Origin of the sequence: Hwanghaeella sp. (assembly GCF_965227365.1) — a bacterium.
Lineage (GTDB): Bacteria > Pseudomonadota > Alphaproteobacteria > UBA8366 > Aestuariispiraceae > Hwanghaeella.
In genome coordinates, this window is sequence record NZ_OZ245754.1 from 4,979,015 (window position 1) to 5,000,392 (window position 21,378).

At 60.9% G+C, this 21,378-nt stretch carries 19 protein-coding genes and 1 tRNA gene; 10 read left to right on the plus strand and 10 right to left on the minus strand.

All coding sequences use genetic code 11. The annotated features are described in order from the left end of the window. Positions 1-54: 54 nt before the first annotated feature. From ACQK2G_RS22870 to ACQK2G_RS22880, 3 genes are all read right to left on the minus strand, one after another. The gene (locus ACQK2G_RS22870) at positions 55-897 is read right to left on the minus strand and encodes a sulfite oxidase heme-binding subunit YedZ (RefSeq protein ID WP_425407351.1); all 843 of its coding nucleotides are present in this window, start codon (positions 895-897) and stop codon (positions 55-57) included. 112 nt (positions 898-1,009) lie between these two features. Beyond that, positions 1,010-1,086, minus strand: a tRNA-Arg gene (locus ACQK2G_RS22875). Positions 1,087-1,256: 170 nt separating this feature from the next. Beyond that, the gene (locus ACQK2G_RS22880; protein WP_425407352.1) at positions 1,257-1,976 is read right to left on the minus strand and encodes an SDR family oxidoreductase; all 720 of its coding nucleotides are present in this window, start codon (positions 1,974-1,976) and stop codon (positions 1,257-1,259) included. Between the two features lie 156 nt (positions 1,977-2,132). On the opposite strand from ACQK2G_RS22880, the gene ACQK2G_RS22885 reads away from it, so the two are divergent. From ACQK2G_RS22885 to ACQK2G_RS22900, 4 genes are all read left to right on the plus strand, one after another. Beyond that, a complete protein-coding gene (locus ACQK2G_RS22885; RefSeq protein WP_425407353.1) occupies positions 2,133-2,939 on the plus strand; it encodes an IclR family transcriptional regulator in 807 nt (268 codons plus the stop codon). Positions 2,940-2,981: 42 nt separating this feature from the next. Further along, positions 2,982-3,959, plus strand: coding sequence for a TAXI family TRAP transporter solute-binding subunit (locus ACQK2G_RS22890; protein ID WP_425407354.1), 978 nt, complete (start codon positions 2,982-2,984; stop codon positions 3,957-3,959). 86 nt (positions 3,960-4,045) lie between these two features. Then, a complete protein-coding gene (locus ACQK2G_RS22895) occupies positions 4,046-6,022 on the plus strand; it encodes a TRAP transporter permease (RefSeq protein WP_425407355.1) in 1,977 nt (658 codons plus the stop codon). A 9-nt stretch (positions 6,023-6,031) separates the two neighbouring features. Continuing rightward, positions 6,032-6,910 carry a TauD/TfdA dioxygenase family protein gene (locus tag ACQK2G_RS22900; RefSeq protein WP_425407356.1) on the plus strand — a complete coding sequence of 293 codons (879 nt, stop codon included), beginning with the start codon at positions 6,032-6,034 and terminating at the stop codon, positions 6,908-6,910. 248 nt (positions 6,911-7,158) lie between these two features. Here the strand turns inward: ACQK2G_RS22900 and aceA are convergent, their stop codons facing one another. Then, the gene (gene aceA / locus ACQK2G_RS22905) at positions 7,159-8,478 is read right to left on the minus strand and encodes an isocitrate lyase (protein WP_425407357.1); all 1,320 of its coding nucleotides are present in this window, start codon (positions 8,476-8,478) and stop codon (positions 7,159-7,161) included. A 253-nt stretch (positions 8,479-8,731) separates the two neighbouring features. Between aceA and ACQK2G_RS22910 the strand changes: the two genes are divergently transcribed. Then, on the plus strand, positions 8,732-10,219 hold the full coding sequence (locus tag ACQK2G_RS22910) for a helix-turn-helix domain-containing protein (protein WP_425407358.1): 1,488 nt from the start codon (positions 8,732-8,734) through the stop codon (positions 10,217-10,219). A gap of 109 nt (positions 10,220-10,328) precedes the next feature. On the opposite strand, the gene ACQK2G_RS22915 is transcribed toward ACQK2G_RS22910, so the two are convergent. Then, positions 10,329-10,805, minus strand: coding sequence for a hypothetical protein (locus tag ACQK2G_RS22915; protein ID WP_425407359.1), 477 nt, complete (start codon positions 10,803-10,805; stop codon positions 10,329-10,331). 48 nt (positions 10,806-10,853) lie between these two features. On the opposite strand from ACQK2G_RS22915, the gene ACQK2G_RS22920 reads away from it, so the two are divergent. Then, a complete protein-coding gene (locus ACQK2G_RS22920) occupies positions 10,854-12,197 on the plus strand; it encodes a methyl-accepting chemotaxis protein (protein WP_425407360.1) in 1,344 nt (447 codons plus the stop codon). Positions 12,198-12,210: 13 nt separating this feature from the next. On the opposite strand, the gene ACQK2G_RS22925 is transcribed toward ACQK2G_RS22920, so the two are convergent. The 4 genes from ACQK2G_RS22925 to ACQK2G_RS22940 form a co-directional block, all read right to left on the minus strand. Continuing rightward, entirely contained in the window at positions 12,211-12,783 is a 573-nt protein-coding gene (locus ACQK2G_RS22925; protein WP_425407361.1) for a DUF2889 domain-containing protein, read from the minus strand. 45 nt (positions 12,784-12,828) lie between these two features. Beyond that, a complete protein-coding gene (locus ACQK2G_RS22930; protein WP_425407362.1) occupies positions 12,829-14,190 on the minus strand; it encodes an HlyC/CorC family transporter in 1,362 nt (453 codons plus the stop codon). A gap of 106 nt (positions 14,191-14,296) precedes the next feature. Next, entirely contained in the window at positions 14,297-15,436 is a 1,140-nt protein-coding gene (gene aroB, locus ACQK2G_RS22935) for a 3-dehydroquinate synthase (protein ID WP_425407363.1), read from the minus strand. A 10-nt stretch (positions 15,437-15,446) separates the two neighbouring features. Then, positions 15,447-16,028 carry a shikimate kinase gene (locus tag ACQK2G_RS22940; RefSeq protein ID WP_425407364.1) on the minus strand — a complete coding sequence of 194 codons (582 nt, stop codon included), beginning with the start codon at positions 16,026-16,028 and terminating at the stop codon, positions 15,447-15,449. A gap of 321 nt (positions 16,029-16,349) precedes the next feature. On the opposite strand from ACQK2G_RS22940, the gene ACQK2G_RS22945 reads away from it, so the two are divergent. Genes ACQK2G_RS22945 through xerD form a run of 3 tightly spaced genes read left to right on the plus strand, consistent with a single transcriptional unit; the run spans position 16,350 to position 19,406 of the window. Continuing rightward, positions 16,350-16,490: a hypothetical protein gene (locus ACQK2G_RS22945; RefSeq protein ID WP_425407365.1), complete on the plus strand. Its 141-nt coding sequence runs from the start codon at positions 16,350-16,352 to the stop codon at positions 16,488-16,490. Then, positions 16,471-18,459 (plus strand): hypothetical protein, encoded by a 1,989-nt coding sequence (locus ACQK2G_RS22950; RefSeq protein ID WP_425407366.1) that lies wholly within the window; start codon positions 16,471-16,473, stop codon positions 18,457-18,459. The genes ACQK2G_RS22945 and ACQK2G_RS22950 overlap by 20 nt, the downstream gene beginning before the upstream one ends. A gap of 8 nt (positions 18,460-18,467) precedes the next feature. Next, positions 18,468-19,406 carry a site-specific tyrosine recombinase XerD gene (gene xerD, locus ACQK2G_RS22955; RefSeq protein WP_425407367.1) on the plus strand — a complete coding sequence of 313 codons (939 nt, stop codon included), beginning with the start codon at positions 18,468-18,470 and terminating at the stop codon, positions 19,404-19,406. 33 nt (positions 19,407-19,439) lie between these two features. Here the strand turns inward: xerD and ACQK2G_RS22960 are convergent, their stop codons facing one another. Further along, on the minus strand, positions 19,440-20,345 hold the full coding sequence (locus ACQK2G_RS22960) for a PhzF family phenazine biosynthesis protein (RefSeq protein WP_425407368.1): 906 nt from the start codon (positions 20,343-20,345) through the stop codon (positions 19,440-19,442). Positions 20,346-20,441: 96 nt separating this feature from the next. Between ACQK2G_RS22960 and ACQK2G_RS22965 the strand changes: the two genes are divergently transcribed. Beyond that, positions 20,442-21,362, plus strand: a complete 921-nt coding sequence (locus ACQK2G_RS22965) for a LysR family transcriptional regulator (protein WP_425407369.1) — start codon at positions 20,442-20,444, stop codon at positions 21,360-21,362. Positions 21,363-21,378 lie beyond the last annotated feature (16 nt).

The window sequence follows — 21,378 nt, forward strand, 5'->3', positions numbered from 1 at the left end:
GCGAACGCCGACACCGCGCTATCTTCGACGCCTACGTGGTTCAGCAAACCTGGCTCAGGACTCTTGAGGGCGCTTAAGCGCTGTCAGGCGCTGCAACAGCGGAAGAAGGGTCACGAACAATCCCGTTACTGCCGTCCAGATTGCGGGGCGCGGCATGGGTGTCGGTTCCAGGTTTGCTGCCAGAACCGCTTGCCACGGAATACCCGTCGCAACCCCGTACCAGGTTGCTTCGAGGGCGGCGGTCGCCACAGCGGAAATCAGTGCCACGGATGCCAGGGTCGCCGGTGAGGTGACATCGGCGCCCAGTCGGTGTGCAAGCCGCCACCCCATCAGTAACAGCCAGAAACCCATCATCAGGGCGGCTTCGGTCGCTTCCAGCTTAGTCTGCATGAAAAAGTGCAGAATGCCGAGCGCCGCGAGTGCGTAGACGATCCGATGCAGACGGTGCCACCAGATGTTCAGCCGGCGGACCGACTTGTCGTTTGATGTTACGGCCAACAGGCCGAGCCCAATCAGCGCCGCGAACCCGATGGTCAGGTAGACCCGATTGACGATTTCGGATGCCGCGCGGCCGACATGCCAGCCTTGGTCGCCGACATGCAACGTCAGATGCGCGGCGGCATAGGCGAAAACCGTCAGTCCCAGCAGCCGCCGAATCCCCGCCAACCGCGCCCAGCCGGTCACGCGCCGCAGCGGTGTCACGGCAAGGGTGATTAACAGCAGGCGCAGGGTCCACAGCCCGGCCTCATGCGTTGCCGCCTCATAGGGTCGCGGCCCCAGTCCTCCGCTTACGGCCAGATAAAACAGCCACAAGACGGGCGCCGGCGCCAGCAAACAAGCCCCGGCCCGCAATCCGCTGAACCGCCCACGCCGGTCATTCCAGGGTAAGTCGATCAAACGCGTTCTCCTAACCGGATCCACTTAACCCTGCGATATGCCAATTGCAGCACCGCTTCACGCGGAAGTCAGCATCCGTGTTCGAAGGTTCTTGGACGGAAAGGTGGGAACGTGGCGCACCCGACAGGATTCGAACCTGTGACCTCTGCCTTCGGAGGGCAGCGCTCTATCCAGCTGAGCTACGGGTGCCTGGCCAAGTCATCCGCCCTATTCCCGGCCGATGCCTTGCGGCGTTTCGGCGGGGCGGGCGTTGAGCGGCTTATATACAGAGGGAGGAGGGAGATGACCAGAGGGAATATCGGCCCATCCCGAAGCCGCCCGACCAGCCCACCGCGGGGCGAGTCAATGCGCCCCAGGTGCTATACGGGGTCGCGCCCGATACTGCCGCCGCCGCAGACATACAGCGTTTGTCCGGTCACGAAATTGGCTGCCGGCGACAGGAAAAAGGCGATCGGACCGGCAATTTCCTCCGGCAGGCCGAGCCGGCCCATCGGAATGCCGGCGGTCACGGCCGCAAGTTCGGGCGATCCGTCGGGATGATTGTTCTTGAACAGCACGGTCGCCACGGGGCCCGGCGCCACGCAGTTGACCGTGATCCCCTGCGCGGCGAGGTCCAAGGCCCAACTGCGGGTCAGTCCGACGATCGCCGCCTTGCTGGCGGCATAGGGTGTCCTTACTCCCCGTCCGAGTACCGCACGGCTGGCAATGTTCACGATGCGCCCGCCCGCCGGCGCTTCCCGCAGCCGCGACAGCATCGCCTGCGTGAGCTGAACCACGGCGCGTACATTCACCGCATAGTGCCGGTCCATGTCGTCGAGCGAGGTCGTCTCGATATCCGAAGCGCGTGAAATGCCGGCATTGTTGACCAGGCCCGTGACCGCGTGGCCCTTCGCGATCTCCGTGCCGATCCGGGCAAGAGCGTCCGCATCAGCGAAATCCACTTCATAGAAATCCCCGGGAAAATCGTCCGGCCGTGTTCGCCCGGTGCCGATTACCGCATGCCCCTGCTCGGTGAGCAGATGTGCCGTCGCCAGGCCAATTCCCCGGTTCGCCCCGGTTACCAGTGTGATGCGTTTCATGGTCGTTCCCTGCATAGTTAATCGTTCCGCTAAGCGGTACATCATACCGCATATTGACATTGCTTGGTTATATGGTGTGAACTCTCGTCATGCAATTTCGCGGAACACGCGACAAGCCGCCGACAGAGCGGCAGACCGGGATAAGGAAACGAGGCGATGGAAGAGCCCAAGGACAGGGCTTTCGTAAACGGGCTTGCGCGCGGGTTGGCGGTCATGTCCGCCTTCAAGCCGGACAGAAACCGGATGAGCCTGGGCGAGCTGTCGAAGGAGACGGGTCTGCCCAAGACGACTGTGGCCCGCCTGGTCCATACGCTGGTCAAATTGGGCTACATCTATGCGGATCCCGAATCGGGACGCTTCCAGCTTCATCCGCGGGTGTTGACGCTCGGTTATCCGGTCATGGCATCGATGGACAAGCGCCATGTGGCGCTGCCAATGATGCAGGAACTTGCCGAGTATTCGCGCGGCACCGTGTCCCTCGGCATTCGGGACGGCCTTTCAATGATCCTGATCGAACGGTCCCGAGACAGCACCGTGCGGGCCCTACCACTGGATATCGGGTCACGCATTCCGATCCACACGACGTCCATGGGCCGCGCCTACTTCGCCGCGGCGGGTGACGCGGAGCAAGATGACATTCTGGTGCAAATCAAAAGCTCGGATCCCAAAGGGTTCAAACAGATCGAGAAATCCCTGCGCGCCCATGAACAGGAATACCGGCAAAAAGGATACTGCACGTCGATAGGCTCTTGGGAGAACGACGTGAACGCCGTCGGCGTCGCGGTAGAACTTTCAAACGATGCACTTGCTGCATTCAACTGTGGCGGGCCTTCCAGCCGGATCGCGGAAGAAAACCTGGATGATCTGGGAAAGCGGCTGGCCGAGCTCGCGCGCCATTTTCAGACCGCCGACTGGGTCGGACAATTGCCGCCACGACCGTATAAAGGCGTGGCCCCGACTTAATACACAAAACGAAAAATAACTGACTTCTTGGAGGAGGAAACTATGCAGAAAGTCGGACGTAGAGAGTTCTTGAAAATGGGAAGCGGACTGGCGGCCGGGGTCGCTGTTGTCCTGCCCGCCGGTTTCGGCGGCGGAGCCCGGGCTTCCGGATCGTCGCCGGAATACCTGACAATGGTCGGCGGAGGGCAGGGCGGCGCCTGGTATCTGGGGGCGGCGGCGATCGCCGAAATGTCGAAGAAAACCTGGCCGGATGTCTCGACCACCGTCACGCCGGGCGGCGGTATTGCGAACCTGAAGGGTGTCGGCGCCAAAAAGATCGAAGTCGGTTTCGCCTTCGCCATGGACGTAACGGCGGCCTATAAAGGCATGCTGAAATTCGAGGGCAAGCCGGTCAAGAACCTGCGTGCGCTGATGTCGACGAACGGTGCCTACCTTTCGACCGTCGCCAAGCCGGACATCAAGACTTACGCCGACCTTGCGGGAAAAAGCGCCGCGCCCGGCCGCGCGGGCATGACGGGGTTGGCTAGTTTCGAGCGGATTGTGTCCCAGATGGGAATCGCGGACGATGTGAAGATCGTCAATACGGGATACGGCGAAATGTCCTCCCTGTTCCAGGACAACGTGGTACAGTCCGCGACGGTGATCGGATCGATCCCGCATCCGGTGGTAGACGAAATTTTGTCGGTCAGTGAAGGTCATGTCCTTCCGGTGGACGATGCGGTCGCAAATGCCTTGGTCGACGCCTTCAACTACGAAAAGGTCACGATTCCGGCCGGAACCTTCAAGGGCCAGGATGCGGATATCCCGACGATCGGTTCGGTGACGCAGGTCACCACCTATGCCGAACTACCCGATGAATGGGCCTACAATATCGTCAAGGCGACCTGGGAAGGGCGTCAGCGTATGATCCAGGCGCACAAGGCCTATGGCGAGTTCGGCGAGGAAATTGCCGTCAAAGGCGTACGAATTCCATTCCATCCGGGTGCGGAACAGTATTGGAAAGAGGTCGGCTTGCTCTGATCCAAATCAATACCGCACTACTGTTTTAAACAGGCCGCCCCCGATCCGCACGCCGGATCGGGGGCGGTACGGAAAGCCGGAATCCCATGAGCGAAGTAGTTACAGCTGATAGCAGCAACGGTGCCGTGCGTGCAGCGGTCGACGATACCGGCGCGGCAGAACGTTTCATGAGCGCCGCCACGCGCCGATGGTGGCAGGTCCCCGCCCTGGTGGTCATGGCGATCGGCATCGGCGCCAGCCTGTATCACCTTTATGTACCCATGGCCGGGGCCTACGAGACCTTTGTGCTTCGCCCTCTGCATTTGCTGCTGATCGGCGTCGTTGGTCTCTTGATCTACGATATCCGAGGAAAGAAACGGGACTTTTCACGACCGAATGCCTCATGGGCGCTGGATGCGATCCTGGCAGTGCTGCTGGTCGCCGCGCTGCTCAGGGTCTTGGCGGATCCGGCAGGGTTGGAAGAGCGGTTCGCCTATGCCGAGGCAACGGATGTCGATACCTGGGCGGCGGTCGCCCTGGTGGGCCTCGTCGTCGAACTCTCCCGCCGATGCATCGGCCCGCCGATCGCTATTCTGCTGCTCGTCGTGCTGGCTTATGGACTCTGGGGCGGGGATACCTTCTCTATCTTCCGTCATCGTCCCATCCCGACACCGGAAGTATTCCAAAGCCTCTACATGACGACCTTCGGGATTTTCGGCAGTCCCATTGGTGCGATGGCAACATACGTCTTCCTGTTCATCATCTTCGGCGCCTTCATCGAACGGTGTAAGACGGGCATGCTGATTCAGCGGGTGGGTTTGAAGGCGACTGGCAATTCACCTGGCGGACCGGCCAAGGTGGCGGTCGTGACCAGTGCAGCTTTCGGCACGATCTCTGGCAGTGCGCTGGCGAACGTCATGGCGACCGGCTCCGTCACCATTCCGCTGATGAAGCGAATTGGATTCCGTGGCGCGCATGCAGGCGGGATCGAAGCCGCGGCTTCCTCCGGCGGTCAGTTGACGCCGCCGATCATGGGGGCGGTTGCCTTCGTGATGTCCGATATCACCGGCATTCCCTATGCGGATATCATTGTCGCGGCAGCGGTGCCTGCGCTTCTGTTCTACGTTTCGCTGTTTGTCGCGATCGATCTGACCGCACGGCGCGAGAACATGAAGGGCGTCCCGACGGAGATGATGCCGAAACGCGGAGATATCATGCGGCTTGCCCATATGGTGCTGCCGCTGGTGACATTGGTGGGCACTTTGGTGTCCGGCTTTTCGCCGATGATGGCTGCCCTGGTCGGGATTGCGACGGCGCTGGTCGTGTCCGCCTTGAAGGCGGAAACCCGACTGACCTTTTCGGCCGTTCTGGGATGCCTGCACACGGCGGCGAAGACGACGGTGGTCGCGACGATTGCCTGCGCCGCGGCGGGCATCGTGGTGGGCGTGTTGAACATGACGGGCTTCGGCCTGCGCCTTTCCAGCGAACTGATCAACATCACGCAGGGACAAATGATGTTGGCGTTGGTCCTGGTGATGATCACCTGCATCGTGCTTGGCATGGGGATGCCCACGGTAGCGGCTTATATCATCACCATCGCGATTGGCGGGCCTGTCTTGATCGAGCTTGGCGTGCCGGCGCTCGCCGCCCATATGTTCGTACTGTATTTCGCTGTCCTATCGCTGATCACGCCACCGGTCATGGTTGCGAGCTTCGGGGCGGCGGCCTTGGCGGAGGCGCCGGTGACAAGCACGGGCATCGCGGCCATCCGCTTTGCCGGCCTGGCCTTCATAATTCCCTACATTTTTGTATTCAATCCGGAACTGCTGATCATCGGCAGTGATCTCTCCTGGTATCAGATCGCCCTGGCCATCGTGACGGCAACCGGCGGCGCCGTTCTGTTTGGTGTGGCGATCAGCGGGTTCCCTGCCAAGACCGTTCCGGAGCGTCTGCTTTATCTGTTCGCGGCCTATTGCCTCGTCGACCCGGGGCATGGGCTGGACATTCTCGGCGTCGCGATCGTCGCGACCCATCTGGCCGCGCGTTGGGCGCTGGCCAGAGCTTCCCAGTCTTCGAAAGGGTAGGAATACGCCATGCTGCAAGTCGTTCCACGTTTGGCCAAGGCGCCGGATGGTTTCAATACTGTGAAAGTGTCGCCAATGTGCGGCGCGCTCGGCGCGGAGGTCACGGGCGTGGACCTCTCCAAGCCGCTTTCGAATGAGTGTTTTGCGGATATCCAGAAGGCGCTGCGCGACTATCTGGTGATATTCTTTCGGGACCAGGACATTACGCCGGACCAACACAAGAAGTTCGGATTGTTGTTCGGAACACTGAATGTGCACCCGGTCTACGAGCCCTTGGAGGGGCATCCCGAAATCCTGCAAGTGGTCAAGGAAGCGGATGCGTTGAACAATATCGGGGATACCTGGCATTCGGACGCCACATTCCTCGAGAACCCGCCGATGGGGTCCATTCTGTATGCCCGGGAAATTCCGCCTTTCGGGGGCGACACGCTGTTTGCCAACCTCGAATTGGCCTACGAAATGCTGTCCGACGGCATGAAAAAAATGCTGAACGGCATGCAGGCCGTCCATAGTGACGCCTTCCTGACCGGCGCCAATTCGGAACGGAACGCCACACGGTCAACAAAACTGCGGGACGGCGCCCTGGTCACCCGGGAAGTGGTGCATCCTGTTGTGCGGACGCACCCGGAGACCGGCCGAAAAAGCCTGTATATCAACGAGCCCTTCACTGTTCGCTTCGACGGCATGACGGAAAAGGAAAGCCGGCCGCTGCTGGATTACCTGTTGGGCCATATCAAGTCGCCGGAATTCACCTGCCGTTTTCGTTGGCAGGTCGGTTCCATGGCCTTTTGGGACAATCGGTGCACGCATCATTATGCCCTGAACGACTACCATGGTCATCGACGGGAAATGCATCGGGTGACGGTGAACGGCGATCGGCCGTTCTAGGCGGTTCCGAGAGCGGGTCGAGGGACCCGACCCAAGGTCCGTCGACCAGAAAAAATCCCCGCCTCGGAAGAGGCGGGGCCAGTGTTTTGTTTACCTACTTGGGAGTAAGTAAACGTCGAACCGAACAGGGGTAATCGTCGGTACAGATTATTCGTGTCGTTTCCGCTGACTTATCGTTTCTATTCTTGGCCCGTGCCGGGGCTCGGACGACTGCCGGGCCCCGGTCCGAGTTTGCCTTTGGAACCGGATTAGAACTGAGCCGCTTCCGTGGAATGCTCCAGCGCCGTCGTGGAGGCGGCGCCACCGGCCGTGGCGTTGTTGACCGCGTCGAAATAGCCCACACCCACTTCGCGCTGATGCTTGACGGCGGTGAAGCCTTCTTCGGTTGCCGCGAATTCGGCCTGCTGCAGTTCGGAATAGCCGGCCATGCCGCGTTCCTTGTAGGACTTGGCCAGGTTGAAGGTGGCCAGGTTCAGGCTATGGAAGCCCGCCAGCGTGATGAACTGGAACTTGTAGCCCATCTTGCCAAGCTCTGCCTGGAACTTCTCCATGGTCGGCACGTCCAGGTGCTTCGCCCAATTGAACGAGGGCGAGCAGTTATAGGCCAGCATCTGATCCGGGAACTCCTTGTGGATCGCGTCGGCGAACTGCTTGGCCTGCTCGAGCGACGGGGTGGAGGTTTCCATCCACAGCAGGTCGGCATAGGGCGCATAGGCCAGGCCGCGTGAGATGCACATGTCGATCTCGCCAGTGATGCGGAAGAAGCCTTCCTCGGTGCGTTCACCGGTCAGGAACGGGCGGTCGCGCTCATCGACGTCACTGGTGATCAGGCGGGCGGACTCCGCGTCGGTGCGGGCCATGATGATGGTCGGAACGCCCATGACGTCGGCGGCGAGGCGCGCGGCGGTCAGGTTGCGGACCATGGTCTTGATCGGCACCAGCACCTTGCCGCCCAGATGGCCGCATTTTTTCTCGGACGCCAGCTGGTCCTCGAAATGGACGCCAGCGGCACCGGCCTTGATCATTGCCTTCATCAGTTCGAACGCATTCAGCGGACCGCCGAAACCGGCCTCGGCGTCAGCCACGATCGGTGCGAACCAATCGATATCGGAGGTATCGGCGCCGTCCTTCTGTTCCATGTTCTGGATCTGGTCCTGGCGGATGAAGGCATTGTTGATCCGCTCGACGACCTGCGGCACGGAGCTTACCGGATACAGGCTCTGGTCCGGGTACATCTGACCGGCATTGTTGGCGTCGGCAGCAACCTGCCAGCCCGACAGATAAATCGCTTTCAGTCCGGCGCGGACGTGCTGAACGGCCTGGTTGCCGGTGAACGCACCCAGCGTGTTCACATAGGGCTCGTTGTTGATCAGGTTCCAGAGCTTCTCTGCGCCCATTTCCGCCAGCGTGTTGCGGATATGAACGGAACCGCGCAGACGCTCTACATCGGCGAGCGTATAGTCGCGGCGCGTGGTTGCCCAGCGATCGGGGGCGTAGTCGGGGGCCGGGAAATTCTCGCCGCCTTCCGGGCCGCCCTGCCATTCGTAACTGCGATTAATGCTATCCATGACGGAACTCCTTTTTTACATGCTTTTCAGCATTTCGATCTGGTTCTGCGGGCTGGCCCCGGATTTTACTCCGGGGCCTTCCTCCCCGTCGCGCCTTTTACATTCTGTCAATTTGCTGTAACGCGGCAAAACTCTCTGAAAGCAAGGTCTCATAAGGCGTGCAGCGCAGCAACATTTTCCAGATGAACGCTATGTAAAGCGGCTTGTGTAAATAATTTTCAAAATGTAAAGCTTGTTAATGAAGGAGATGCCGATGGCACGTTCACCGGATACACAAGCCAAAGGGCCCGGAAAGGGTTTGAATATCGGCGGCAAGATCCGCCGGCTCAGGCGCGACCGAGGACTAAGCCAGACCGCGCTTGCGGAGCGCCTCGGGGTCAGTGCCAGCTATCTGAACCTGATAGAACACAATAAGCGAAAGCTGACAGCGGCGCTTTTGCTGGAACTTGCCAAGATCTTCGATGTCGACTTCGCGCATCTCGCCGATGACGACGAAACCCAGCTTTTCGCCGACATCATGGACGTCCTGGGCAGCGAGATGTTCGAGGACTTGGATCTGACCAACTCGGACGTCCGGGCATTGGTCGAAACAGTGCCGAATGTGGCCCGTGCGTTGCTGCATATGCACGACGCCTATCGCAAGTCCCAGGCGGATATGCGCAGCCTTGCCGCGCGTGCGATCGATGCGGAGGCGGAACCGGTCATTCTGAGTTCTGTCGCGCCGGCTGAGGCGATCTCGGATTTCGTGCAGGAGAACGTCAATTATTTCGAGGACCTGGAGCTGGAGGCGGAACGCGTCGGTCGGGAGATTGGCATTGTCGAGACCCAGTCCCGCGACGCTCTGGTCGATTATCTGCACACGGCCCACGGCGTTGAAACGGCGTTGACCAGGGCGGGCCGGGATTTCCCGTATCAGCGGCATTACGATTCGGAACGCAAGGTCCTGCGCATCTCCGAACGTCTGACGACGGGCAGTCGCCGGTTCCAGTTGGCGCATCAGATCGGCCTGCTTTCCGCCGGGCCGGTGATCGACATGCTGTTGATGGAAGCCAATATCAAGGATCGAGATACCAAGGCGCTGGGGAAGGTCGCGTTGGCCAACTATTTCGCCGCAGCCCTGCTGATGCCGTATGACCGGTTCCTGGAGAGCGTGCGGGAGGCGCGCTATGACATCGAGCTCCTGCAACACCGTTTTACGGCGGAGTTCGAACAGGTCTGTCATCGCTTGACCACGCTGAACAAGCCGGGCCATGCGGGCATCCCGCTGCATATGCTGCGGGTGGATGTTGCCGGGAACATTTCGAAACGCTTCTCGTTGTCCGGCCTGCCAATTCCCCGGCATGGGGAAACCTGTTCCCGCTGGAACGTCTACAGCGCCTTCATGACCCCTGGCGTTATCCAGGCACAGATGTCGGAACTGCCGGACGGGACGCGCTATTTCTGTATCGCCCGCACCGTGCGCAAAGGGGGCGCCGGTCATGGGACCGAGCCCAGGATGCTCTCAATCGGACTGGGCTGTGAGTCGAAGCACGCGACGGAGATGGTCTATTCCGACAATATGATTCTGGGGGCGGAGGCCAAAGCCGCGCCGATTGGGGTCAATTGCCGGATCTGCGATCGTATGGACTGTCCTCAGCGCGCCCACCCACCGGTACATCTGCGCGCTCGAATTGACGAAAACATGCGTGGGCCATCGCCCTACGTTGCCGGCGCGAGCGCTGAACTGCTGCCGACACGGTGAGGCATTTGCCCGAAATCCGAACTTTTGTCGGCGTGTTAAGGAAATATATACACTAATTAGGTAGTCGTTGGTCCGTTCGGGATTCCAAAACGTAACCCGTCAGGTGTTTTCAAATATTGCGCCTGTAGTACGAACTGGGGAGAGCGGTGGCCTTAGGAAAATTCATTCCTGCGTTGGTGTTGGCGACTTGCTGCACGGCGGCTTTGACCGCGATGGCCGTGCGCGCACCAGTGTCGCCTGGCGCTTCTGTTGCCGTACTGTTTCCGCCGCAGACCCGTTTGATCCAGGCAATCGCCACGATCGGCGAAGCAGGCGGCGTAATTGAGCGCACCGGGCGTTGGGACAATATCGTGGTCGCTTCCTTTCCGGGCCGGGAACCGCCGGTCGGTGAGTTGCGGGCCGCCGGTGCATGGCTCGTATTCAATGCCGTCGTTGCGGGCGGGTGTGATCCTGCCCGGGTGACGTCCGAAACAAGATCCACTTCAAGCAATCGCGGAACACGCGATGAAGGACTGACATCATGAACGCCATCGAAGATCTTCAGGCGAAATCTGCGCGTTTTCTTGTTTTCTTTCTGGTCGCGCATGTCCCGCTGACAGCCGTTTTCTGTTTGTTGATGGGCGTGCCATGGATCATGCCGACGATCATCGTCGCTGTCCTCGCCGGTTCGAGCATCGGCATGTGGGCAGTCCGGAAAGCCGCGGATGAGACCTTGTTTGTTCTGGCAGTGGCGTTCATCGGCATCGTCTCCACGCTGGTATATGCCTTGGCGGGCCATCCCTGGCAGATCGACATGCACATGTATTTCTTCGCCGCCCTGGCGATGTTGGCGGCCCTGTGCAGTTGGCAGGTGCTTATCGTCGCGGCAGGTGTGACGGCGGTTCATCACCTGACCCTCAATTTTCTGCTGCCCGAATTCGTTTTTCCCGGCGGAAGCGATTTCGCCCGCGTGGTCCTGCATGCGGTCATCGTCGTGTTCGAGACCGGCATTCTGATCTGGGTGGTCGACCGCATACGCCGTGCCTTCGTGGAAAGCGCGGATGCTTTGGAAAAGGCAGCCGAAGCCGAGCAAGCGGTTCGTGCCGCCCAAGCCCAACAGGAAGCCCAGCGCGCGGAAGCCGACGAGATGCGGCAACAGACGCTGGTTCAGGTAGCAAACTCGATCGAGGCCGAAATCGGCCAAATCGCCGAAGCGGTGGCCGGTGCGTCGTCGCAACTGACGCAATATGCCGACGGGTTGCTGAACTCCGCCGAAACCATGCGCGACCGCGCCGCACGGTCAGCGGAATCCAGCGAGGAAGCCGGTCGAGATGTGGGCAGCACAGCTGCGGCGGTCGAGGAACTGGATCAGGCAACCGCCGAAATTGGCCGTTTGGCGGGCGATTCCGCCAATGCGACGCGCAAGGCCGTTGAAGAAGCAGAAAGCACGAATCAGGCGGTTACGGGTTTGGCGGATGCAGGGACAAAAATCGGAGAGGTCGTCGGACTGATTGAGGACATCGCCGAACAAACCAATCTCCTGGCCCTGAACGCCACTATCGAGGCGGCGCGCGCCGGCGATGCGGGCAAAGGCTTCGCTGTCGTGGCAAACGAAGTGAAAGCGCTTGCCAGTCAGACGGCGCAAGCGACCGAGAATATCTCCAAGCTGATCGAGGACATGCAGAAGGCGTCGGTCGGCGCGGTCGGCGCGATCCGCGGCATCGGCGAGACGATTTCAGCCGTCTCAGAAACCGTGGAGGCCATGGAAGACGCGATCGGCCGTCAGAAGGTCGCGACTCGCGAGATTTCCTCGACGATGGGGACGGTCTCGTCGAAGAGCAGGGACGCGGCGGATAGTGTCAGCAAGGTTCGCGGTGTGGCCGACGAGTCCAGTGCGGCTGCACAGGACGTCAAAGGCGTCGCATCGAAATTGAGCACCCATTCCAACGAACTCAATTCCCGATTGGGCGGATTCGTTAAGACTCTGCGGGCCTCGTAAGCCGCTTCCGGGATTACGTCTTGGGTCCAGTGTAGAAGTCGGGATACTGCCGTTTGACGATTTCACCGTCATCGCGATAGGCGTGGCATGAATTCAACAGGCGCGGTCGTCTTCCCGGCTTGTCGTTGACGGCGGTCTGGCCCTTCTTGCCGGTCTGGGCGCTGCCGCTATAGGCAGTCTGATAGGCGACGGTTGCCATCGCGCCCAGCATCTCGACCATATGCGTACAGCCATGGACCCCGCCGAGGCGTTCGCGGATGGTTTTCCGCCAGCCCGGGCCGATCTGTGCGCCGACCATGCGCTGGAAGTTCGGCGGAACTTCGGTGCAGACCAGATAGGGACTGCCGTCCGTTACCGCTTCCACGGCCTGGATCACGAAGTCGTCGTCGATGGTCAGGCGGATCGACATGTCGTGGATGGCGTCATCCGGCGTCATCTCACCGCGATATTTGTTCTGATAGGTATAGGCCTTGGTGTCGCGGATATGTCCTTCGATGTCCCACAATCCATCTTCCCGGATATAGCCGCGCATGTCGTATTTTCGCGTGTGAAGGGGCTTGCGTGGGGCTGGCTCGCTTAACGGCATTGTGCGCTCCTGGGCTGAACAGGGTTCCTGACGGGGCAGACCGCTCTATTCGGCGGCTTTGGATGAGGCTGACGGCGGCGCGCCCGCGAGGGAACTCGAAGCGGGCGGGTCCTTATCCTGCTCGTCATTCGGATCCTCCTCGAGGGGCGTCACTTTCAGGGAGGTGATCTGGTTGCGTTGCCGGCGCAGGATATCGAACCGCAAGCCGTAAAAGACGAAGCTCTGGCCGGGTTCGGGGATCATTCGCGCCTCGTGCAGGACCAGCCCGGCGATGGTCGACGCATCGTCATCCGGCAGGTCCCATTCCAGATCCCGGTTCAAATCACGCAGGGTAACCGTTCCGTCGATCACGTATGATCCATCCGGCTGGGGACGAACGCCGGGCATGGAGACATCGGTTTCGTCATCGATATCGCCGACGATCTCTTCCAGAATATCTTCCAGCGTTACGATCCCCATGAAGGTGCCGTATTCGTCGACGACAACGGCGAAGTGTTCCCGCCGTTTCTTGAACGCTTCCAACTGGTCCAGCAGCGACGTGCTGTCCGGAATGAACCAGGGGTCCGAGGCAACGGAGGCGAGATCCAGATCGTCGACCTTGCCATGGCGGGCGCGCACTTCGCGCAGCAGGGCCTTGGCATGCAGAACGCCGACGATATTGTCCGCCTCGCCTTGATACACCGGCAATCGCGTGAACGGGCTTTCCAGCGCGGCATCGACATTTTCACCGACGCCCTTTTGCAGATCCAGCATCACCACGTTGCGGCGGTGGGTCATGATTTCTCCGACCTCGACATCGTCGAGTTCCAGGATCGATCGCAGCATGGACCGTTCCTGCTGGATTTCTGGGTCTTCCCCCTCATGCAGTTCGATGACGCCGCGCAGTTCCTCTTCGTGCAGTTCGGTCGTGATTTCGTGGGAAATCTCGATTCCGAACGCCTTCAGGGTGGCCCAGACGATGAATTGAACCGCGGAAACGACCGGCGAGAAGACTTTGATGACAATCTTGATCGCCGGCGCGACGAACAGTGCCATCTTCTCGGACTGGGCGATCGCATAGGTCTTGGGAAGAACTTCGGCGAAGATCAGAACCAGCATCGTCATCAGCAAGGTCGCGTAGACGACACCGGTTTCCCCCACCAACTGCAGCAGCAGGCTGGTGGCCAGGGCGGAGGCCAGGATGTTCACCAGGTTGTTGCCGAGCAGGATCGCGCCGATCAGGCGGTCGCGCTGCGCAATCAGGTCCAGAACGGTGTCTGCATGCTTGTCGCCCTGGCGCGCGGCCTGGTGCATGCGCGCGCGTGACGCGGCGGTCAGCGCCGTTTCCGAGCCGGAGAAAAACGCCGACAGTATCAGCAGCAGAACAATGGCCCCGATGGTTAGGGCAATTTCAGTCGTTTCGGTCATCAAGATCGATCAAATGGATTTCCGCGCAGGAATTCGACAATAAGGACGAACGCAGCAGGATACGACCCCCGAGCCTGTGAGAATAGGTCCATACCGCCGCCGCGCGCTAGTCGGCAAGTGCTTCGTCCAATGTGGCACGCAAGTCGGACTCGCCGACATCCGCTGTTATAAAGGCATCGCCAAGCCCGCGTGCAAGGATGAAGGTGATGCGACCGGCCTCGACCTTCTTGTCCTTGAACATGCGTTTGACCAAGTCATCGGTGTCCCAACCGACACCCGCGATCTCGGTAGGCTTGAGGCGCAAACCCACCGCCGCCATATGGCGCCTTAGCCTTTCCGCGTCTTGACCGCTGCACAGCCCCATTCGGACGGACAGTGAAAAAGCCATCGCCATGCCCATTGCCACCGCTTCTCCGTGCAGCAGGTCGGGCCCGTATCCAAGCCGCGATTCCAACGCATGGCCGAAGGTATGGCCCAAATTCAACAAGGCACGCAGGCCGCCCTCACGTTCATCCTGCGCCACGATGGCCGCTTTTGCCGCACAGCTGCGGGCGACGGCCTCCGCGCGGGCGGCATGGTCGCCGCCGATCAGGGCGCTGCCATGCTTTTCCAACCATTCGAAGAATTCGAGGTCGCCGAGCGCCCCGTATTTGACGACCTCCGCGTAGCCCGCCAGAAGTTCCCGTCGCGGCAGGCTGTCCAGAATGCGGGTATCCGCCAGAACCATGCGCGGTTGGTAAAAGGCGCCGACCAGATTCTTGCCTGCGGGCACATTAATCGCGGTTTTGCCGCCGACGGAGCTGTCGACCTGCGCCAACAAGGTCGTCGGGATTTGCACGAAAGGAATGCCGCGCAGCGCAGTGGCGGCCGCGAACCCTGCAAGATCGCCGATCACACCGCCGCCGAACGCCAGGATGGTCGTTTTCCGTTCCAGGCCGCGGGCCAGCAACTCGTTCATCAGACCGGCATAGTGGTCGAAACTCTTGGTGCCCTCGCCGGGCGGCAGGATGATGGCGGAATGATCCAATCCCGCTTCCGTCAGGCTGCCGGTGAGTTTGTCCAGATGAAGTTTGGCGACCGATTCATCCGTCACCACGATCACGCGGTTGCCCGCCAGTACGGGCTTGATCAAACGGCCTGCGCGGCCGATCAGGTCTTCGCCGATAAGAATGTCGTAGGAACGATCGCCGAGGGCGACCGTCACGCGGCGCGATTCTGACTGGGTGGCGGCGGGGGATGCATTCATGATCTTGATCTTATCGTTCGTCCATTTGTGAGGGCGCGGTCAAATAGGCCTGAAGGGCCTCGATGACCTGTTCCGCGGTCTCGTCTTTCGGCGCATCGGCGCTTTCCACCGTGATGTCAGCAAGCCCATAGGTCGGGTATCGCGCCGTGATCAGGTCCCGTAAAGTCTGCTGCGGGTCAGGAGTCTTCAGCAAGGGGCGGTGGGACCGTTTGCTGACACGCGCCCAGAGCACGTCGAACTCGGCCCGCAGCCAGACACTGATGGCCTTTTCCTTGATCACCGCCCTGGTTTCGGCATCCATGAAGGCGCCGCCGCCGGTGGCAAGAACGAAGGGCTCGTCTTCCAGGAGACGCGCGATCACCCGTCGCTCGCCGCTGCGGAAGTGCTCTTCACCGAACTCGGCGAAAATTTCTTGGATGGTACGCCCCGCGGCCAATTCAATTTCCCGGTCCGCATCGCGAAAGACAACGCCAAGGCGTTCGGCAACCTGCCTGCCTATGGTGGACTTCCCCGCCCCCATCATGCCGATCAGAACGATCGTCTTCGGCAGAACCGGTGCGCCGGCCTCGGTCTGTTCTTCAGGATGCACCATTCCACTTTCTTGTTGCGGCGGGATGCCGGCCGATTTCCATCCCAAAGATCTTTAACCAGTGCCGCAGAATTGCCATAGTCCGACGTTAGGGTAAAGCATCCCTGCCGCGGTGTCCGGCAAGGCTGCGTTGCGGATGACGATGGGAAGGTGACTGGAAAAGCAGGGCGAATCGCGCTCCGGTTAGAGTGATTTCTGCTAGGCCCACTGTACAAGGTGGAAACGGGTATTCCGGTTGGCTGCGGAACCGTTAGGAAACGGAGCGCCAGGATCATTGCAAAAGCCTTTTCGGCAACGAACAAGAACGGTTAGTGAATTTGAAAAATGGGTAAATTCATTCTGGTCATATTCGCGCTTCTAATGGTCGGCCTGGGCGGCGGGGCCGTCTTTCTGGCGACTTGGGACATCCCCGCCCCGTCGCAAACGGTTGAGAGGGTCCTGCCGGATGACCGCTTCCCGCGCTGACCGGCGCTGCGCCGGCAACCTGTCGCTTGCCGTCTGGTTGTCCGTCGGCCTTGGATTGACCGCGCCGCATGCGGTTCTTGCCCAGACCACGATCATACCCGCGCCAACACCTGCACAGACGGTCGAGGAAGAGCAGCTGGATCTGGATGCGCCTGGTGCGTCCGCGGTACCGGCGCCGACCGCAAGCCCAAGCCTAGGTCCGCTTCAGCTTATTCCGCTGGGCTTACCGGACCCTGTCGAGACGCGAAACGAACCTGTTGAAATCCGCTCGGGGATCGCCGTTCAGTCCCTGCAGCGGATCGATCCCGAGTCGGTCGGTGTATTGGATGCCGGGGCCGGCGGGTTCCCGGTAGACATGTGGACCGGCACGCCGCGTCGGCGGATCGATGTGCTGATGGAACGTTTGCCGACCGCGCCGGTTTCGGAAGTCCAGATGCAGATCACGCGACGTCTGCTGTTGTCCCGCGCCGCAATTCCCTTGGATGGAGAGGCCGGGCCGACGACGGGCGCGAATGCCTCCCCGGGCCTTGTCGTCGGGGGCGCGCAGGTTGCCGCTGCCCAGTCGAACGATGCCGTGCCGGGAACCGAGGAAGACGCCAAGTCGAGCACCTCCCTGCTGGATCTGCGCCTGCAGTCCTTGTTGGAGATGGGATTGCTGGAGGACCTCGATGCCTTGATCCAGGCGGCGCCCAGCCGAACGAATGATCCTGACGTGCAGCGAATGCTTCTCGAAGCGCGGTTGCTGCGGAACGATCTGCCAGGCGCGTGCGCCTTGACCGCGGCTCCACCGTCGGATGATTTTTTCTGGCTGAAAGCGTCCGTGTTCTGCAAGGCGGTTGCCGGCGACGCGCCGGGTGCCGAATTCGGTGCGACTCTGATCCGGGAAGAGGGCGGCCCGGACGATCAGCCCTTCCTGGACATTTTGAGCCATTTTGTCGGTAGCAAACCGCGGACGGTAAAGACGCTCGGAAAGCCGGATGCGTTGGAAACCGCCATGATGCGGACTGCCAAGCTTCCCTGGCCGGACGGCGCCATGGAAGAGGCCGGCCCCGCCGCGCAGCGTATCATTGCCTTGTCGTCGGAAAACGATCCTGTCGAACGGTTGCAGGCGGCGGAGGATTTGGTCGTGGCCGGGCGTCTGCCGGCGAATGACCTTACCGCGCTCTATGCCGACATCCAGTTCGATTCCGCCATGATGTCGAATGCGTTATCCAGCGCGGAGGAAATCGGCGGCGCCATGGGACGGGCGCTTCTGTATCAGGCGGCGCTTAGCCAGGAGAATACGGTCGCCAGGGCGGAGTTGCTGCGCAAAGCGTTCGACATCGCGAAACTGGAAGGGCGTACTGCCTTGTTGAACAGGGCCTTCCTGCCGTTGATATCTTCCATTCCGCCTCAGCGCGAATTGTGGTGGCTGGCGAACAATGCGGCGCGTGCGCTCTATCTGGCGGGCGAGGCGTCCGAGGCTCGGAATTGGGCCGAAACCTTGCGGAGCGAAGCGCTCCGTGATCCGGTGGCGGAACAGGATGCACTGCGTCTTTGGGCGATCGCGCGCCTTGCCGGCGACAGGGTCTTGGACCGGATGGGCCGGGACGCGATGACCAGGTGGCACGACCTTCAGCATGAGACGGCCCCCGATGAGGCGGTCCGCCGGGTCACGCTGCTTTATTCGTTATTCGAGGCCTTGGGCGAGCCAGTTCCTGAAGCGGCTTGGGAAGAGTTGTTGCTGACGGCACAGCCCGATTTTCAGCGCATGCCGAATGCTTCGCTGACGCGGGCCATCGCCAAATCGGCCAGCGGGTTGCGGCAGGGCGAGACGGTGCTTCTGGCGCTGGTGATGCTGGGTGATGCCGGGCCGGCGCTTGCCGCCCCGCAGACGATGGGCGCGGTGGTGCAGTCGCTCGCCGCGGTGGGCCTGCCGCGAGATGCCCGCGCCCTCGCGCTCGATGCGGCTTTCGGCGCCGGGTTCTGACACCCGTCATGGCGGGCCGGGCCGATCAGGCGAAGTTGCCGCGGTTCGTCGAACCGTTCCTGGAAATGCTGATGGTCGAACGGGGCGCCGCCGCGAACACGATAGAGGCCTATCGACGCGACCTGATAGATTATTGCGGCTTCCTGAAATCCAGGAGCGTCGCGCCCGACACGGCGGACAGTGACCATATCCGCCAATACCTTGCCGGTCTTGCGCGGCAAGGGGTGAAGGCATCCACAGCAGCGCGGCGGTTGTCCTCCCTGCGCCAGTTTCACAAATTCCTGTTCGCGGAGGCTATACGGCAGGACGATCCCACCGTCGTGATCGACGCGCCCCGCCGCGGACGCCCTCTGCCGAAAATCATGAGTGAGGAGGATGTCGACCGATTGTTGGCCGCCGCAGGCGCGGATGTCGGCCCCGAAGGCACGCGGCTGCAATGCCTGCTTGAGCTTCTTTACGCGACCGGCATGCGCGTTAGCGAGCTTGTGACGCTGCCGGTCACGGCGGTGTTGCGGGACGAGCCCTTCCTGCTGATCAGGGGAAAGGGCGATAAGGAGCGGATCGTGCCGATCAGCCTGCCGGCCCGACTTGCCGTCAATGCCTATCTGGAGGACAGGTCCGAGCATTTGCCGGACGGGAGGGAGTCACCGTTTCTGTTCCCGTCGCGCGGCAAGGAGGGACACCTGACCCGGCAGCGCTTCGGCCAGATTTTGAAGGAATTGGCGCTGGAGGCGGGTTTGGATCCGGCCAAGGTCAGCCCGCATGTGCTGCGCCATGCCTTTGCAAGTCATCTTCTGGCCAATGGCGCTGACTTGCGGGTGGTTCAGCAATTGCTCGGTCATGCGGACATTTCAACGACACAGATCTATACCCATGTCCAGGAAGAACGGCTGAAGGCATTGGTCGAGGCGAACCACCCGCTCGCTCGTCGCCGATACGAGGGATGATCCACCCCGTCCTTGCGGACAACGCGCAACGGATCAGAAAGAAACCGTCCGACGGTCCATCACCTTGCCTTCGCCGCCCGCCATGATGCCGCGGATCTGGTTGCCGTCCAGATCCAGCTCCACGGTCAGCAGGCTGGGGGAGGGCGGCGTCATGTAACCGCCCTGTTCGATCACGAATGACGGCTTTTTGATGCCGAAACGATCGTGGAGATAGCCGGCCAGCGGTCCGGCCATCATGCCGGTCGCCGCCTCTTCCGGAATGCCGTATGCCGGCGCGAACATTCTTGCGGCCGCATCATTTTGCGTGGCTGCTCGGTCAGTCGTGAAGACATAAAAGCCGACGAGGTCCAGCGCCTCGCTAATCTTGGCGATGGCCTCCTGGTTCGGCGCCAGATTGCGTAGAATCATATCGCTCCTGACGCCGATTTGCAGGGAGCCGTTCCCCGTATCGACGCGGGAGGGGGGCGCGCGCGGGTCGAGGTCTTCCTTAGTCAATGAAAGGGAGGTCAGAACATCCTCGATGGTAACACCATCCCATGCGGTGGCGTCCTGATAGCTCGGCGCCAGTTGTTCCATGAACGGTTTCCCGTTCTTGATGAGGATCTTGCGCGGCCCGTCTACGGTCTCCTTCGACGTTTCCCCTTCACCGACCCGGCCTTCCTGGAGAAGCAGCGAGAAAGAGGCGATGGTCGCATGTCCGCAATGTGCGATCCGACGGTTCGGAGTGAAAAAGTCGAGCTTGAACCCTTCCGTCACCGATTTCGAGACGAAGGCTGTTTCGGACAAGCCCATGCCGGCGGCGATATTCTGCATATCCGTTTCGCTTAAATCGTCCGCGTCCAGCAACACGCCAGCCGGATTGCCGCCCTGACCATCCCGAACGAAAGCGTTAACGACCTGAACCGTAACCGTGCGATCTTTCTCAATAATATAATTCATGTTAATTTCCTCGTTGAAGTGTCTATACTGTCAAATGTAGGCAGGAATATTGATCTCTCGTAGAGCGTATAGATCATAAATACATGCAAAATCCTCATGAATAATCCAGCCCGGAACATTGATATCGCTATTCAGGCCGCTCCCTATCTTCGCGCGGTTGCAGCGACGGGCAGTTTCACGAAGGCGGCCGAGATGCTCGGCATTCACCAGACCGCTGTCAGTCACCGGATCAAGACGCTGGAGGATCAATTGGGCGTGCGGTTGTTCGACAGGACAACGCGTAAAGTTAATCAGACGGAGGCGGGGAGGATCTTGTGCGAAGCCGCAACAACCGCTTCGGCTTCGTTCGAACAGGCTTTGGAACGATTGCGCCTGCGAGTGGGGGGCGGACGGATCCGGTTGTCGCTGCCATCGTCATTGGCGACCAAATGGCTGTTCCCCGCCTTGCCGCGGGCACGGGCAGCGGATTTGGAGATCTCGTTGGAAGTCGGAGACGATCTGCAGGATTTGCGCGCGAATGAGCTGGATGCAGCGATCCGCTATGGTATCGGACCCTATCCCGGCCTGCATTCCGTCCGGCTTGCCCCCAGTTTTCTGCAGCCAGTCGTTGGACAGTCCTATCGGCCCGAAATGAAGGATTTCCGCGATGCGGTGAGCTTGCGGGATCTGGCGTTTCTCGAAGACCGGCGCGGCGCCGGTGACGGGACCGGATATTGCTGGCGCGACTATTTCGCAGGGATGGGGATCGATGACCGCGGGGTTGTCATCGACCAGATGTTCGACAGGGCGGATCTTATGATGCAGGCCGCGGTCAGCGGCATGGGGATCGGTTTGGGCCGGACGCTGTTGATCGAGCAGGATATCGAGGCGGGATACTTACGGTCCTTTGGTCCGCCAATTCTATCGCGTGCTGCGACGTGGTTAGTCTGTTCGCCGTCCTTCGCGCACGGACAGGAGTTCCGGCAGTTGCGGGACTGGTTGCTGACTGAGGTGCCGCGGCTTGATCCGGGTATCTGATACGCGATGGGGCGTG

What these genes read in the sequence shown, in the direction of transcription:
- ACQK2G_RS22900 (WP_425407356.1), top strand. Translation starts at nt 6,032, where the DNA reads ATGCTGCAAGTCGTTCCACGTTTGGCCAAGGCGCCGGATGGTTTCAAT.
- ACQK2G_RS22940 (WP_425407364.1), bottom strand. Translation starts at nt 16,028, where the DNA reads ATGGTGCATCCTGAAGAACAGACCGAGGCCGGCGCACCGGTTCTGCCG.
- ACQK2G_RS22915 (WP_425407359.1), bottom strand. Translation starts at nt 10,805, where the DNA reads ATGCGCGACCAGAAAGAAAACAAGAAAACGCGCAGATTTCGCCTGAAG.
- ACQK2G_RS22950 (WP_425407366.1), top strand. Translation starts at nt 16,471, where the DNA reads ATGACCGCTTCCCGCGCTGACCGGCGCTGCGCCGGCAACCTGTCGCTT.
- xerD (WP_425407367.1), top strand. Translation starts at nt 18,468, where the DNA reads ATGGCGGGCCGGGCCGATCAGGCGAAGTTGCCGCGGTTCGTCGAACCG.
- ACQK2G_RS22895 (WP_425407355.1), top strand. Translation starts at nt 4,046, where the DNA reads ATGAGCGAAGTAGTTACAGCTGATAGCAGCAACGGTGCCGTGCGTGCA.
- ACQK2G_RS22965 (WP_425407369.1), top strand. Translation starts at nt 20,442, where the DNA reads ATGAATAATCCAGCCCGGAACATTGATATCGCTATTCAGGCCGCTCCC.
- ACQK2G_RS22890 (WP_425407354.1), top strand. Translation starts at nt 2,982, where the DNA reads ATGCAGAAAGTCGGACGTAGAGAGTTCTTGAAAATGGGAAGCGGACTG.
- ACQK2G_RS22910 (WP_425407358.1), top strand. Translation starts at nt 8,732, where the DNA reads ATGGCACGTTCACCGGATACACAAGCCAAAGGGCCCGGAAAGGGTTTG.
- aceA (WP_425407357.1), bottom strand. Translation starts at nt 8,478, where the DNA reads ATGGATAGCATTAATCGCAGTTACGAATGGCAGGGCGGCCCGGAAGGC.
- aroB (WP_425407363.1), bottom strand. Translation starts at nt 15,436, where the DNA reads ATGAATGCATCCCCCGCCGCCACCCAGTCAGAATCGCGCCGCGTGACG.
- ACQK2G_RS22920 (WP_425407360.1), top strand. Translation starts at nt 10,854, where the DNA reads ATGCCGACGATCATCGTCGCTGTCCTCGCCGGTTCGAGCATCGGCATG.
- ACQK2G_RS22945 (WP_425407365.1), top strand. Translation starts at nt 16,350, where the DNA reads ATGGGTAAATTCATTCTGGTCATATTCGCGCTTCTAATGGTCGGCCTG.
- ACQK2G_RS22930 (WP_425407362.1), bottom strand. Translation starts at nt 14,190, where the DNA reads ATGACCGAAACGACTGAAATTGCCCTAACCATCGGGGCCATTGTTCTG.
- ACQK2G_RS22885 (WP_425407353.1), top strand. Translation starts at nt 2,133, where the DNA reads ATGGAAGAGCCCAAGGACAGGGCTTTCGTAAACGGGCTTGCGCGCGGG.
- ACQK2G_RS22880 (WP_425407352.1), bottom strand. Translation starts at nt 1,976, where the DNA reads ATGAAACGCATCACACTGGTAACCGGGGCGAACCGGGGAATTGGCCTG.
- ACQK2G_RS22925 (WP_425407361.1), bottom strand. Translation starts at nt 12,783, where the DNA reads ATGCCGTTAAGCGAGCCAGCCCCACGCAAGCCCCTTCACACGCGAAAA.
- ACQK2G_RS22960 (WP_425407368.1), bottom strand. Translation starts at nt 20,345, where the DNA reads ATGAATTATATTATTGAGAAAGATCGCACGGTTACGGTTCAGGTCGTT.